At 71.5% G+C, this 14,155-nt stretch carries 14 protein-coding genes; 7 read left to right on the forward strand and 7 right to left on the reverse strand.

Annotated features, from left to right (window positions below):
* Positions 1–14 precede the first annotated feature (14 nt).
* The 3 genes from FBY23_RS11440 (at position 15) to FBY23_RS11450 (ending at position 2,362) form a co-directional block, all read left to right on the forward strand.
* Entirely contained in the window at positions 15–326 is a 312-nt protein-coding gene (locus FBY23_RS11440; protein WP_222117799.1) for a DUF167 domain-containing protein, read from the forward strand.
* A gap of 68 nt (positions 327–394) precedes the next feature.
* Positions 395–1,564, forward strand: a complete 1,170-nt coding sequence (locus FBY23_RS11445) for a 3-hydroxyacyl-CoA dehydrogenase NAD-binding domain-containing protein (RefSeq protein WP_141798257.1) — start codon at positions 395–397, stop codon at positions 1,562–1,564.
* A gap of 54 nt (positions 1,565–1,618) precedes the next feature.
* Entirely contained in the window at positions 1,619–2,362 is a 744-nt protein-coding gene (locus FBY23_RS11450) for an alpha/beta fold hydrolase (protein ID WP_260805913.1), read from the forward strand.
* On the opposite strand, the gene FBY23_RS11455 is transcribed toward FBY23_RS11450, so the two are convergent.
* Together FBY23_RS11455 and FBY23_RS11460 are read right to left on the reverse strand one after the other, a co-directional pair.
* Positions 2,363–3,532, reverse strand: coding sequence for an endonuclease (locus FBY23_RS11455; protein ID WP_141798259.1), 1,170 nt, complete (start codon positions 3,530–3,532; stop codon positions 2,363–2,365).
* Positions 3,533–3,595: 63 nt separating this feature from the next.
* Positions 3,596–4,135: a CGNR zinc finger domain-containing protein gene (locus FBY23_RS11460; RefSeq protein WP_141798260.1), complete on the reverse strand. Its 540-nt coding sequence runs from the start codon at positions 4,133–4,135 to the stop codon at positions 3,596–3,598.
* 39 nt (positions 4,136–4,174) lie between these two features.
* On the opposite strand from FBY23_RS11460, the gene FBY23_RS11465 reads away from it, so the two are divergent.
* A complete protein-coding gene (locus FBY23_RS11465) occupies positions 4,175–5,188 on the forward strand; it encodes a DMT family transporter (RefSeq protein ID WP_260805914.1) in 1,014 nt (337 codons plus the stop codon).
* Here the strand turns inward: FBY23_RS11465 and FBY23_RS11470 are convergent.
* From FBY23_RS11470 to ccrA, 3 genes are all read right to left on the reverse strand, one after another.
* Positions 5,166–6,308 (reverse strand): AI-2E family transporter, encoded by a 1,143-nt coding sequence (locus FBY23_RS11470; protein WP_141798261.1) that lies wholly within the window; start codon positions 6,306–6,308, stop codon positions 5,166–5,168. The genes FBY23_RS11465 and FBY23_RS11470 overlap by 23 nt on opposite strands.
* Entirely contained in the window at positions 6,305–7,543 is a 1,239-nt protein-coding gene (locus FBY23_RS11475) for a hypothetical protein (protein WP_141798262.1), read from the reverse strand. Before FBY23_RS11475 ends, FBY23_RS11470 begins: the two co-directional genes overlap by 4 nt.
* 202 nt (positions 7,544–7,745) lie before the next feature.
* Positions 7,746–9,083, reverse strand: a complete 1,338-nt coding sequence (gene ccrA, locus FBY23_RS11480; protein WP_141798263.1) for a crotonyl-CoA carboxylase/reductase — start codon at positions 9,081–9,083, stop codon at positions 7,746–7,748.
* 234 nt (positions 9,084–9,317) lie between these two features.
* Here ccrA and FBY23_RS11485 point away from each other — a divergent pair, with 234 nt between their 5' ends.
* Complete coding sequence (locus FBY23_RS11485) at positions 9,318–10,043, forward strand: 5-oxoprolinase subunit PxpA (protein WP_222117992.1); 726 nt, start codon at positions 9,318–9,320, stop codon at positions 10,041–10,043.
* A 134-nt stretch (positions 10,044–10,177) separates the two neighbouring features.
* On the opposite strand, the gene mce is transcribed toward FBY23_RS11485, so the two are convergent.
* Positions 10,178–10,627 (reverse strand): methylmalonyl-CoA epimerase, encoded by a 450-nt coding sequence (gene mce, locus FBY23_RS11490; RefSeq protein WP_141798265.1) that lies wholly within the window; start codon positions 10,625–10,627, stop codon positions 10,178–10,180.
* Between the two features lie 139 nt (positions 10,628–10,766).
* On the opposite strand from mce, the gene FBY23_RS11495 reads away from it, so the two are divergent.
* Positions 10,767–11,966 carry an acetyl-CoA C-acetyltransferase gene (locus tag FBY23_RS11495; protein ID WP_141798266.1) on the forward strand — a complete coding sequence of 400 codons (1,200 nt, stop codon included), beginning with the start codon at positions 10,767–10,769 and terminating at the stop codon, positions 11,964–11,966.
* 57 nt (positions 11,967–12,023) lie between these two features.
* Positions 12,024–12,971, forward strand: a complete 948-nt coding sequence (gene meaB, locus FBY23_RS11500) for a methylmalonyl Co-A mutase-associated GTPase MeaB (RefSeq protein WP_141800998.1) — start codon at positions 12,024–12,026, stop codon at positions 12,969–12,971.
* A gap of 85 nt (positions 12,972–13,056) precedes the next feature.
* Here the strand turns inward: meaB and FBY23_RS11505 are convergent, their stop codons facing one another.
* Positions 13,057–14,124, reverse strand: a complete 1,068-nt coding sequence (locus FBY23_RS11505) for a polysaccharide deacetylase family protein (RefSeq protein ID WP_160158222.1) — start codon at positions 14,122–14,124, stop codon at positions 13,057–13,059.
* Positions 14,125–14,155 lie beyond the last annotated feature (31 nt).

Consider the following 14,155-nt stretch of genomic DNA (forward strand, 5'->3'; position numbering starts at 1 on the left):
CTACAGTCTGCGTCGTGGAGATCGACGATCAGCCGTGGTGGCGCCCCGAGCACGTCGACGAGCAGGGCCGTACGACGACCTGGCTGCTCGCCGTACGTGTCCAGCCGGGCGCCTCTCGCACGGGCCCGGCGGGCGCGACGGGCGTGGACGGAGCCGAGCTCAAGATCCGGCTCGCCTCGCCGCCCGTCGACGGTCGAGCCAACGACGAGCTGGTGCGCTGGCTGGCCAAGGAGCTCGGCGTCCCCCGCTCTGCGGTGAGCCTGGTGCGCGGCCAGGCCTCGCGGTCCAAGCTGGTCCGCGTCGACGTGACCGCCCGCCGGATGTGACGTCTGTCTCTGTCCACATGGTTACCGACTGGTAGTCAGTGGGCCGGACGGATGCCACACTGCCAGCCATGACTTCGAGCGAGCAGATCTTCAACACGCTGGTGCTGCCGTACCTCAACCACGCGGTGCGCACCTACGAGTCGGGCTACGCCTCGGTGACCGACATCGACGCCGCCATGCGCTTCGGCTGCGGCTACCCGAAGGGCCCGCTGACCGTCGTCGACGAGATCGGCGCCGCCCAGGTCCGTGACCTGCTCGCCGCCCGGTACGCCGAGACCGGCGACCACCTGCACGAGCCGGCGGGCCTGCTCGACAAGCTCGTCGCCGAGGGCCGCACCTTCGCCGACGAGGCTGCTGCCGCGGGCGAGGCCGCCGCGCCGCAGTTCAAGCACGACATCACCAAGGTCGGCGTCGTCGGCACCGGCACCATGGCCTCCGGCATCGTCCAGGTCTTCGCACAGGCCGGCTACGAGGTCATCTACGTCGGCCGCAGCCAGGAGAAGCTCGACGGCGTCGTCGGCTACATCACCAAGAACCTCGACCGCGCCATCGCCAAGGGCAAGGGCACCGAGGGCGACAAGGACGCGCTGCTGGGCCGCCTCACCGGCTCGACCGAGCGCGAGGCGCTGGGCGGCGTGGACATCGTCGTCGAGGCCATCGCGGAGGACCTCGAGCTCAAGCTCGAGCTGTTCCGCGACCTCGACCGGATCTGCAAGCCGGGCGCCATCCTCGCGACCACTACCTCGTCGCTCCCGATCACCAAGCTGGGCGAGGCAACCGGCCGCCCGCAGGACGTGATCGGCATGCACTTCTTCAACCCGGCCCCGGTCATGAAGCTGGTCGAGATCATCACGACCCCGGCCACCGCCGCCGACGTCGACGAGACCGTGCGGGCGCTGACCGCCAACGTCGGCAAGGTCGGCGTCTCCGCCGGCGACCGCTCGGGCTTCATCGTCAACCTGCTGCTCTTCCCCTACCTCAACGACGCGATCAAGCTCGCCGAGGGCGGCGAGGAGCTCACGACCATCGACGCCGCGATCAAGGAGACCGCCGCGTTCCCGATGGGCCCGTTCGAGCTGCTCGACGTGGTCGGCAACGACGTGTCGCTGGCCATCCAGAAGGAGCTGTACGCCGAGTTCGGCGAGCCGGGCTTCGAGCCGGCCGGCACCCTCGTCGCCAAGGTCGACGCCGGCGAGCTCGGCCGCAAGACCGGCAAGGGCTTCCACGACTACGCCTGACACAATGGCGGAGTGACGCTTCACCACACGGCTCTCGGTTCCACCGGGAGCCGTGTGGTCTTTCTCCACGGGCTCTTCGGCCAGGGCAAGAACTGGACCGGGATCGCCAAGCAGCTCGCCGGCAGGCACCGGGTGCTGCTCGTCGACCTGCCCCACCACGGGCGCTCCGCGTGGCCCGACCGCTTCGACTTCGCCGAGACGGCGGCGCTCGTCGCGGACGTCATCCCGGCCGACGAGCCGGTCGCGCTGGTCGGTCACTCGCTCGGCGGCAAGGTCGCCATGGTGCTCTCCTTGCTCCACCCCGATCGGGTGGAGCGCCTGTGCGTCGCCGACATCTCACCCGTGAGCTATCCCGAGGGCCGCGAGTTCCAGGGCTACATCTCCGCGATGCGCGCGATGGACCTGACGCAGGTGGTCCGCCGGGAGGACGCCGAGCGACTGCTGGAGCCCGCGGTACCCGACCCGACGGTGCGCTCGTTCCTGCTGCAGAACCTGCGGCGCGACCCCACCGCGCCCGGCGGCTGGAGCTGGCAGGCCAACCTCGATGTGCTCGGCCGCGACCTCGGCGCCATCAGCGGCTGGCCCGAGGCGGAGCTGGCCCACGTGGCGCCGTACGACGGACCGGTGCTGTGGCTCGCCGGCGGCCGGTCGAGCTACGTCCAGCCCGCCTACGACGCCGCGATGGACCGCTGGTTCCCGCGCAACCGCAAGGTGACGATGAAGGACACCGGGCACTGGCTGCACTCCGAGCGCCCGGAGGTCTTCCTCGAGATCCTGCAGCGGTTCCTGGGGGACTGACTACCAGATCGCCTCGGCGTACTCCGGGTGGTCGACGAACGGGTTCCGGTTGCCCTGGTAGTCGCGGTAGATCCGGTCGTTGCGGGCCCGCTCCGCGGCCGTCGGCGGGTCAGCGGCGCTCCAGGCGAGCAACACCGAGATCTTGCCGAGGTACGGCGTAGTGCCGTTGATGCTGTCGTTGAGCTCGAGGTCCGCGAAGCCGTCGCCGCCCTCGTAGCGCACGGCCATGTACATCAGCCCGCGAGCCACGTCGCCCTTGACCGAGTCGCGGGGCTCGAAGGAGTCGGCGTCGGAGAAGCAGTCGGGGCACTGAGCGACTGCGGAGCCGCCGTTGTCGAAGTCCTTGTTGCCGCGGGTGGAGTTGACGGTGACGTCCTCGGGACGTAGGTGGTGCAGGTCGGTGCCCGGACCGGCGCTGGTGCCGAAGTCGCCATGGCTCTGCGGCCACGTGTGCTCGCGGTTCCAGTCGTCGGCATCACCGCCGTTGGTCGACTTCGGGACGGAGCGGCCGGAGTAGAACTCGATCACGTTGTTGCTGTTGGCGGGATCGGCGTCGGTGACCTTGAGCGCGTCCCAGACCTGCGTGTAGCTCAGCGTCCGGTTGCCGTCGATGATGCCGTGCAGTGCCGCCGCGAGCGCGGCGCCGGTCTTGCCCGCCGCGGGGTCGTAGTAGCCGGCCGGGATGCTCGGGTCGGTACCGCCACCGCCGTCCCCACCTCCGTCCCCACCTCCGGAGCCGGTGAGCGCGAAGTCGGTGCCGTCCTTGAGGCCGGGGTGGGAGAAGTACGCCGTGAGGGTGCCTGTGACGTCGACCTGCTTGCCCATCAGCGACGGGTTCGACCTCAGGCCGAAGGACGCGCGGAACGCGGTGGGCACCTGCACGTAGACCATCTGGCTGGTCGCGGAGGTGCCCGGTGCGTCGGCGAGGGCGATGGCGTAGTCGTTGGGGAACCCGCTGGTCACCACGGTCGAGGTCGCGGTCGGCTGCCCGACCACGTACCCGCGCACGGTGGCGGTCGAGGAGTTCTGGGTGGCGATCGCCTGCGCGACGGTGAGCGGGGCTGCTGCGGCCGCGGGCCCCGGGCGAGGCACGAGGAGGGCGGTGGCGGCCAGCAGGGACAGGAGGACGGCGTGGAGCGCGCGACGGCGCAGCCCGAGCGTGCGTGTCATGCCGGGATCCTCGTCCTCTGCAAGGCTTGGCGCTAGGGGCGCGGCGGAGTCGTCACGCCGAGGTCACTCCTCGTTCGCCTGGCGGGCGCGGTACGCCGCCACGGCGTTGCGGTTGCCGCAGGTGACCGAGCAGAACCGCTTGGACCGGTTGCGGGACAGGTCGAGGACGATGCCCTCGCAGGTGTCGTCGGCGCACACCGAGAGCCGCGACATCTCGTCGGCGCGGATCACGTCGATCATCGCCATGGCGGTCTCGACCACGATCCGCTCGGCGAACGGGGCCTGGTTGTCGACGGCGTGCAGGTGCCAGTCGTGACCGTCGTGGCGGCGCAGCTGGGGGAGGGCGGAGGCGTCGCGGAGCATGGCGTTGACGATGTCGGCGGCGTCGTCGCGGTCGGCGGTCAGCAGGGCGCGGAGCCGGGGTGCGATCGCCAGCACGGCGTCCACCTCGGCTTGGTCGCCGTCGTGACGCCCGGTGTAGGCGAAGTCGGCGAAGAAGGCGTCGAGCTCGTCGGGCGTGCTGATCGTCACCGGCTCCAGGCTGCCGTTGACCAGTGCCACGGCCGCCTGCAGGGACAACGATGTGTCATGGGCGAAAACCACTTTGACAGGTTACTGCATCGAGGCCTAGTGTCATGAGTCATGACGATGTTGACTCGTGACGCATCGCGGGACGCCACCCGGACCGGCGTACTCCTCGCGCTCACCTCGGCGATCACGTTCGCGCTCTCCGGCGCCCTCGCGCGGCCGATGCTCGACAGCGGCTGGACCGCCGGCAGCATCGTGCTGCTGCGGATCGCGATCGGCGCGCTCGTCGTCCTGCCCTTCGGCCTGGTCGCGCTGCGCGGCCGCTGGGCCCTGCTGCGCCGTGCCGCTCCCACGGTCCTCCTGTACGGCGGCCTGGCGGTCGCCGGTGCCCAGTACTGCTACTTCTCGGCCGTGCGGACCATGGAGGTCGGCCCGGCCCTGCTCATCGAGTACACCGCGCCCGCGGCGGTGGTCGTGTGGATGTGGCTCGCCCACGGCCAGCGTCCCGGCCGGCTCACCGTGGCCGGGGCCGTCGTCGCGGCCCTCGGCCTGGTGCTCGTCCTCGATCTGTTCGCCGGCGCCGACGTCGACGTCCGCGGCACCGCGTGGGCGCTCGCCGCGATGGTCGGTGCGGCGACCTACTTCGTCATCTCGGCCGACGAGCGCAGCGGCATCCCGCCGATGGCGCTGGCCGCGGGCGGCCTGGTCGTCGGCGGCTTGCTGCTCGGCATCCTGGGACTGACCGGCCTGATGCCGATGGCGGCCTCGTCGAGCACCGTGGCCTACGCCGGTGTCGACGTCGCCCCGTGGACGGTGCTGCTCGCCCTGGGCCTGGTCACCGCCGCCCTCGCCTACACCACCGGCATCGCCGCCAGCCGCCGCCTCGGCTCGCGGCTGGCCTCCTTCGTCGCACTCAGCGAGGTCGTGGCCGCCGTCGCGTGGGCCTGGCTGCTCCTCGACCAGCTCCCCGCTCCCGTCCAGTTCGTCGGCGGGGCACTCATCCTCGCCGGCGTGATCGGGGTCAAGCTGGGGGAGCGCAGCGTCGTGGTCGGAACCGATCCGCTGCCGGTCGTGCCGGCCGAGCCCGCTGAAGCGAGCGAGAGGCTCAGCGCAGGTCCTGCTGCTTGACCACGACCTCGCGCACGACCAGCAGGATCGCGGCTGCCACCGGGATGGCGAGGAGTGCACCGACCACGCCGAGCAGTGCGGTGCCGACCAGGGCGGCGATCACGATGACCGCGCCGGGCAGGTCGACGGACTTGCTCATCACCCGCGGGTAGACGACGTAGTTCTCGAACTGCTGGTAGATCACGTAGAACACCACGCAGGCGATACCGGTCTTGACGTCGGTCGCGAAGGCGATCGCCGAGACGATCACCGCGCCGAGGGTGGCGCCGATCATCGGGATGACGTCGAGGACGGCGACGACGAAGGCCAGCGCGACGGCGTACTCGCTGATCGGGGTCAGTGACAGGAACACCAGCGAGCTCAGGCCGGCGCAGAGGGCGACCAGGAAGGCGCCGGAGACATATCCGCCGATGTTGGCGATCACCTTGTCGCCGAGCTTGGCGACGCGCTCGCGTCGTGAGGCCGGGGCGAGCTTGTAGAGGGCGCCGGTGGTGGTCTTCAGCGAGGCGAGGAAGTAGAGCGTCAGCACGACGATCACGAACAGGTTGAACAGCGCCGAGACGATCTTGAGGCCGAAGCCGAGCGCGCCTCCGAAGAGGGCCGAGAGGAAGTTCTCGTCGGTGATCTTGGCCTGGAGCTTGTCGATGATGTCGTACTCGTCGTTGAGCTGCTGGATGCGCTTGTTGCGCTGGAGCTCGTCGAGCCAGCCCGGCGCGTTCTTGGTGATCGCGGTGATCTGGTCGGTGATGACCGGGACGATCGCCACGAGGAACAGCGCGACGGTCCCGAGGGCGAGAACGATCACGACCGTGACCGCCCACGAGCGACGCAGGCCGTGGCGCTCGAGGAAGCTCACCGCCGGGTTGAGGCCCGCGGCGAGGAAGAAGGACACCACGACCAGCATCAGCACCGAGCCGATGCCGATGACCGCCTGGAAGAGCCAGAACGCGGTCAGCGCGCCGAGGGCACCGATGAAGCCGTAGTAGAACGGCGAGCGTCGGTCGAACGGCTTCCCGAGCCGGCCGTACGGCGCGTCCTCGGCGTCGACAGGCGCCGCCGGGTCGATCCCGGCGTGCTCGGTGACGCCGTCGGTCGCGGCTGCCTCGGCGGCGCCGCTCAACTCTCGTCCTCGCCGAAGCCGGCGACGAGGTCGGCGAGCGAGGACAGCTGGGCGGTGATGGCGGCCCGGCGCTTGGTGAGCCGGTCGAGCTCGGAGCGGCGTACGGCGATCTCGCGCTCGAGCTCCGCGTCGCCACTTGCAGCGATCGCCTCGGCCTGCGTGCGGGCCGAGGCGACGACCTGCTCGGCCTCGCGACGAGCCCGGCTCAGCACGCCCTCGGCCTCGGTCTGCGCGGCGGCCCGGTTGGCGGCGGCCTTCTTACTGGCCTCGGCGGCGCGGGCCTCGGCGGCGCTCGCGCGCTGCTCGGCCTCCTCGACCAGGCGGCGGGTCTCGGCGACCGCGGTGTTGTGGTGGTCGGTGGCCTCGCGGGCGAGGCGCTCCTTCTCCATGGCCAGCGCGCGCCGCGCCTCCTGGACCTCGCGGTCGACGGCAGCGCGGGCCTGCTCGACCTCGCGCTGGGCCTGGCTGCGCTGCTCGGTCGTCTCCTGCTGGGTCGCGAGCCGGAGCTGGTCGGACTCGCGCCGGGCGGCGGCCAGCATGTCGGCGGCCTCGGTCTCGGCGAGGGAGCGCTCCTGCTCGGCGTCGGTCAGCAGACGGGTGCGGTTCTCCTCGAGCTCGCGCAGCTGGACCGCGCGCATGTCGTCGGCCTCGCGGGCGGCCTCGGCCCGGATCGCCTTCGCGTCGCGGGCGGCCTGCTCGCGGATCTCTCGGGCGTCGGACTCGGCGGTGGCCCGGATCTCCGCGGCCTCCTCCTCGGCCAGGCGAAGCATGGCGCTCGCGCGGCCGCCGAGACCGGCGTACGACGGGTTGTCGGTCTCGGCCAGCTCGGCGCGTGCCTTGGCGAGCTCCTGCTCGAGGTCGATGACCCGCTGCTCGGACTCGTTGAGGCTGGCGCCCAGCGTGGCCTTCTCGCTGGAGAGCTGACGGATCTGGGCGTCGACGGCGTCGCGGTCGTAGCCACCCTTGCGCACGATCGGAAGGCCGCCGGTGGCGCCGGGGGCGTTGAAGCCGACGGGGCGGGCGGCGGTGCCGGTGCTCGTGGCGGACGGCGCGGCGGCGGGCCGGGGGGCCGCGGCTGTGGGGGCGGCCGGCGGGGCGGCCGGCGTCTGGGCCGTCTTCACGGCCGGGATCACCTGGGTGGACTGGTCGTCGGTGGCCTTGGTGGTCACGGGCGTGGACTCCTTGGTGGGGGTGGGCTCGTCGTCGTCGAAGATGGACAGACCCTCGTCGCTCATGTGAACTGAGCCTCCCTGGCTCTCGCTGCGGTCATGGGGGGATGTGCGCGTGCACGAACCCGCCCATGATCCCTGATCGCCCCAGCGATTCCCACCCCGGCGCGCGGGACCGGACCGCGTCGCTACGCGGATCCGGCCGCAGATGCGAACCGGGCGGGCCCGTGCTCGCGCACGGACCCGCCCGGTTCGTCGTACCGCAGGCTCAGATGCCGCGGAACAGGTTGATCTTGTCGAGGTGCTTCTCGCGGAGCTCCTCGTTCTTGACGCCGAGGCCCTCCTCGGGGGAGAGGCACAGGACGCCGACCTTGCCCTGGTGCTTGTTGTGGTGCACGTCGAGGGCGGCCTGGCCGGTGTCCTCGAGCTTGTAGGTGCGCGACAGGGTGGGGTGGATCTTGCCCTGGGCGATGAGGCGGTTGGCCTCCCACGACTCGCGGTAGTTGGCGAAGTGGCTGGAGATGATCTTCTTGAGGTTCATCCACAGGTAGCGGTTGTCGTACTCGTGCATGTAGCCCGAGGTGGACGCGCAGGTGGTGATGGTGCCCCCCTTGCGGGTGACGTAGACGCTCGCGCCGAAGGTCTCGCGGCCCGGGTGCTCGAAGACGATGTCGATGTCCTCGCCGCCGGTGAGCTCGCGGATGGCCTTGCCGAATCGCTGCCACTCCTTCGGGTTCTGCTTGGTGCCGTCCTCGTTCCAGAACTTCGGGGCGAGCTCGGAGCGGTTGATGACCATCTCGGCGCCCATGTTGCGCACGATCTGGGCCTTCTCCTCGTTGGAGACCACGCAGATCGGGTTGGCGCCGCCGTTGAGGGCGTACTGCGTCGCGAAGCCGCCGAGGCCGCCGGAGGCGCCCCAGATCAGGACGTTGTCGCCCTGCTTCATGTTGCCGCCGTTGGCGGAGACGAGCTGGCGGTACGCCGTGCAGTTGACCAGGCCGGGGGAGGCGGCCTCCTCCCAGGTGAGGTGCTCGGGCTTCGGCATCAGCTGGTTGGCCTTGACCATGGCGACGTCGGCGAGGCCACCGAAGTTGGTCTCGAAGCCCCAGATGCGCTGGGAGGGGTCCATCATCGTGTCGTTGTGGCCGTCGGGGGCCTCGAGCTCGACGCTCAGGCAGTGCGCGACGACGCGGTCGCCCGGCTTCCACTTGGTGACGCCCGCGCCGACGGCCAGCACGACGCCGGACAGGTCGGAGCCGACGATGTGGTACGGCAGGTTGTGCCGCGCGCCGAGGTCGGACTCACGTCCGTAGCGCTCCAGGAAGCCGAAGGTGGAGACCGGCTCGAAGATCGAGGTCCACACGGTGTTGTAGTTGATCGCGGAGGCCATGACCGCCACGAACGCCTCGCCCGGCCCGAGCTCGGGGAGGGCGACCTGGTCGACGTGGAGGGACTTGCGGGGGTCCTTGTCGCGAGAGTCGATGCCCTCGAACATGTCGACCTCGTCCTTGTGGACCGTGACGGCCCGGTAGGACTCGGGAAGGTCGAGGTTGGCGAAGTCCTCCGCGGAGGCCTCCGCCTGGATGGCGTCGAGGATGTGCTGCACGGTCGTCGTCTCCCTGGGATTCGTTGCGAGCCAGATGGGCCCAGATGGGCTGGGTGGCAATACGGCCGCCGCGAAGATACCCGTCGGTAACCGCTCGGTGACGGGTTCGTGACACTCGTCTCATCGGACCAGTGCCGCGGGCGGCTGCACCGTCCTGGGCTCGGCGGCGCATCGATGGGCCACGATAGGGCCATGACGTTGCATCCGGGTTCGGCGTCCACGCCGGACGGCCCGATCGGGGTGTTCGACCTCAACGCGGACGTCGGCGAGTCCTTCGGGCGCTGGCAGCTCGGCGACGACGACGCGCTGCTGCCGCACCTGACCAGCGCCAACGTGGCGTGTGGCTTCCATGCCGGGGACCCGCTGACGCTGCGCCGTACGTGCGACCTCGCGGTGTCCCTCGGCGTGTCGATCGGCGCCCAGGTGGGCTATCGCGACCTGGCCGGCTTCGGGCGCCGCTTCGTCGACGTACCGACCGACGAGCTGGCCGCCGACGTGCTCTACCAGCTCGGCGCCCTCGACGGCATCGCCCGCGCGGCCGGCGGCCGGCTGTCCTATGTCAAGCCGCACGGCGCGCTCTACCACGCGGTCTCGCGTCACCCGGAGCAGGCTCTCGCCGTCATCGACGCGGTTCGCGCGTACGGCGGCCTGCCGGTCCTCGGCCTCGCCGGCTCGGCCTTCCTGGCGGCCGTGGCCGAGGCCGGTCTGGAGGCGGTCGGCGAGGGCTTCGCCGACCGCGCCTACCTGCCCGACGGGGGACTGGTGCCGCGCTCTGCGCCAGGCGCGGTGCTGACCGACCCGGTCGCGGTCGCCGCCCAGGCGGTCGAGCTGGCCCGGTCGGGCGACGTGCGCTCGCTGTGCGTCCACGGCGACTCGCCCGGTGCACCGGCGCTGGCCGCTGCGGTGCGGGCCGCGCTGGACGCTGCGGGACTGCCCGTCGGCGCCTTCGCGACCCCATGAGGCCGCTGCCGTATGGCGACCGTGACGTCGCATCTGACGAATGGGCTGTGAAATGGCCTCGGCGGCAGCCCATTCGTCAGATGCGACGGGAAGACCCGCTGGGCCTGAGCCCGGCTGACGGCGGGTGCTGAGGATCAGTGACCGTCGGCTGCCGGCTCGACCAGCTCGACCAGGACACCGCCGACGTCCTTGGGGTGCACGAAGTTGATCCGGCTGTTCGCCGTACCGCGCCGGGCCTCGGGGTAGAGCAGGCGCAGTCCGCGCTCGCGCAGGATCGCGGAGACCTGGTCGAGATCGGTGACCCGGTAGGCGAGCTGCTGCAGGCCCGGGCCGCTGCGGTCGATGAACTTCGCGATGGTCGACTCGGCGTTGAGCGGGGCGAGCAGCTGGATCTTGGAGTCGGTGTCGCCGACGGCGACCATCGCCTCGCGCACGCCCTGCTCCTCGTTGGTCTCTTCGTGCGCGACGTGCATGCCGAAGTTGTCGCGGTAGAACGCGATCGCCTCGTCGAGGTCGGGGACCGCGATGCCGACGTGGTCGATCGCAGTGAACAGGTGGGTGGGGACGCCTTCAGTGATGCTCATGCGCGTCATTGTGCCGTCGCCCGCTACCCGGAGTGGTGTGACGAGTGCCTCACCGACCGCACGATGGACCCCTCGCCGGGTCCCGCTACCCACGAGTACGCTCGAAAGAGTTCCGACCACACGTCTGCACGGAGGAAACATGTCCGACAACCCCAGCGTCATCGTCGCCGGCGCCCGTACGCCGATCGGTCGCCACCTCGGCGCCCTCAAGACCCTGTCGGCCGCGGACCTCGCCGGTGTCGCGATCAAGGGCGCGCTGGAGAAGGCCGGCGTCTCCGGCGACCAGGTCGACTACCTGATCCTGGGCCAGGTGCTCCAGGCCGGTGCCGGTCAGAACCCCGCGCGTACCGCGGGTCTCGCCGCCGGCCTGCCGCCGCAGGTTCCCTCCATCACCGTCAACAAGGTGTGCCTGTCGGGCATCAACGCCATCGCCCAGGCCGACCAGCTGATCCGTGCCGGCGAGGCCGACATCGTGGTCGCCGGTGGCACCGAGTCGATGACCCAGGCCCCCCACCTTCTCCCGAAGAGCCGCGAGGGCTTCAAGTACGGCGACACCGCGCTCGTCGACTCGCTCGCCTACGACGCGCTCTTCGACCAGGCCACCCAGCAGGGCATGGGCAACCTGACCGAGGCGACCAACGCGTGCCGCGAGACCCCGCTGACCCGTGAGGAGCAGGACGCCGTCGCGGCCCGCTCGCACCAGCTCGCCGCCGCCGCGCAGAAGAACGGCGTCTTCGACGACGAGATCGTCCCGGTGTCGATCCCGCAGCGCAAGGGCGACCCGGTCGTCGTCAGCCAGGACGAGGGTGTCCGTGGCGACACCACCGCCGAGGGCCTCGCGGGCCTGCGCCCGGCGTTCGCCAAGGACGGCACGATCACCGCTGCCTCGTCCTCGCAGATCTCCGACGGCGCCGCCGCGGTCGTGGTGACCAGCAAGAAGAAGGCCGAGGAGCTCGGTCTCCCGATCCTCGCCGAGATCGTCAGCCACGGGCAGGTCGCCGGCCCGGACTCCACCCTGCAGCTGCAGCCGGCCAACGCCACCAAGAAGGCCCTCGACAAGGCGGGCCTGACCGCCGCCGACCTCGACCTGGTCGAGTTCAACGAGGCCTTCGCCGCCGTCGGCATCGAGTCGGCCCGCGCCCTCGGCATCGACGAGGACAAGGTCAACGTCAACGGTGGCGCCATCGCCATCGGTCACCCGCTCGGTGCCTCCGGTGCGCGGATCACGCTGCACCTCGCGCTCGAGCTCAAGCGTCGCGGCGGTGGCCTCGGTGCCGCCGCCCTGTGCGGCGGTGGCGGCCAGGGTGACGCGCTGGTCCTGCGGGTTCCGGCCAGCTGATCGGCCGAGCGGACAGCGTTGCCTGACGCGAGCAACATCCAGGGCGGCCGTCGCGGGATCACCGCGGCGGCCGTTCCTGCATGGGTCGAGAAGGCCCGCGAGGGCGACCCGCGCGCGGTCGGGCGGCTGGTGTCGCTCGTCGAGGACGAGTCGCCGCTGCTGCCCGAGTTGATGCGGGCGCTGGCGCCGCACGCCGGTCACGCCCACGTCATCGGGCTCACCGGCTCCCCGGGCGTCGGCAAGTCGACGTCCACCAACGCGCTGATCGGCGAGCTGCGCCGGCGCGGGCGCCGGGTCGCCGTCCTCGCCGTCGACCCGTCCTCGCCGTTCTCCGGCGGCGCCCTGCTGGGCGACCGGATCCGGATGGGTGACCACGTCCTCGACCCCGGCGTCTTCATCCGCTCGATGGCCGCCCGCGGCCACCTCGGCGGCCTGGCCTGGACCACGCCGCAGGCGCTGCGGGTGCTCGACGGCGCCGGCTTCGACGTCGTCCTGGTCGAGACCGTCGGCGTCGGCCAGAGCGAGGTCGAGGTGGCCGGCCAGGCCGACACGACGATCGTGCTGCTCGCGCCCGGGATGGGCGACGGGATCCAGGCCGCTAAGGCCGGCATCCTCGAGATCGGCGACCTCTACGTCGTCAACAAGTCCGACCGCGAGGGCGCCGACAAGGTACGCCGCGACCTGCGGTCCATGCTCGGCCTCGCCGAGCGGCGCGACGGCGCCTGGCGGCCCCCGGTCCTCAAGACCACCGCGTCCAACGGCGACGGCGTGACCGACGTCGTCGACGCGATCGACGAGCACGCAGCCTGGCTGCGCGACAGTGGCGAGCTCGGCCGCCGCCGGGTCCGCCGCGCCCGCGACGAGATCGAGACCCTCGCGCTCACCGCGCTCCGCAAGCGCTGGGGCAGCGTCGGCGAGGGAGACCGGCTCGACGAGCTCGCCGCCGCGGTGGTCGCGGGCGAGGTCGACCCGCACACCGCGGCGACTCAGCTGACCGCCGGCTGACTCCCCCTAATCGTTCGATCGAACGGTTAGGGGGATTTCCGGGCGCCCAAGTCCCTCGAACCATTCGATCGAACGATTCGGAGACTCAGCTGAACGTCGGTCCCAGCGGCAGGAACGGCGGGCCCGGCAGGTCGATGCGCGGCGCGTTCGCGGCGTCGATCACGGTGACCGTCGTTGGCTGGCCGACCCGCACGCCCTCGGGGTCGCGGAGCACGACCGAGAACGTCTCGGCCGGCTCCAGGACGGCGTCGGTGGCGACCGGGATCCGCACCGTGACCCGGACCTTGCCGGCCGGGATCTCCACCCGGGCCTGGAGGGCGGGCAGGTCGGAGCCGACGAGCGCCGTACCGGAGGCGGCCTCGACGACCACCGCTGTGGCGCGGCCGGCGGGCTGGGCGAGCTCGAGGGTGACGACCGCGTCGGTGCCTTCGACGGCGTCCTTCGCGACCGCGGTGACCAGTGGCGTCGGGAACCCGGGACGGCCGTTCTCGTCGAGTGCGGTGAAGCAGTAGCCGCGCCGCTTCGCGACGCGGATCACCCGCTCCACGGCGCCGACTGAGATCGGCGAGCGGTTGACGCCGTCGTGCTGGAGCACGATGTTGCGGCCAGGGTGCAGGCCCGCGAGGATCCGGCGCGCGATCTGCTGCGAGCTGCCCGACTTCCAGTCGAGCGAGTCGTCGGTCCACAGGACGGGGACGTAGCCGGAGGCCCGGATCGCCCGGCGTGCGGGCTTCGCGAGGGCGCCGTACGGCGGGCGCATCAGGTCGGTCGGGTGCAGCCCGGCGGCCTTCATCGCGCGTCGCGTCGCGCGCAGTGAGCGCCGCACGTCGCGGTAGGACTGGCGGCTCATGTCGCGGTGCGCCCAGCTGTGGTTGGCCACCAGGTTCCCGGCCTGCTCGACCTCGAGCGCGGCCGCCGGGCTGGCCGCGACCCGCTGCCCGACCATGAAGAACGTCGCCGGGACCTGGTTGCGGCGCAGCACCTGGACCAGCCGGTGCGTCGTACCGCGGGCCGGACCGTCGTCGAAGGTGAGCGCCACCTTGCCCGTGCAGCCCTTCGCGACCTCGGGCGGCATCGCCTCGGCCGGCGACGCGAGCGTCACCCCGCCGAGGGTCAGCAGGACGACCAGGAGCGCGGGGACAGGACGGAGCACCGCCACAGCATGAAGGGTCCGGGCGCCCCGA

It is taken from the genome of Nocardioides sp. SLBN-35 (assembly GCF_006715725.1).
GTDB lineage: Bacteria > Actinomycetota > Actinomycetes > Propionibacteriales > Nocardioidaceae > Nocardioides.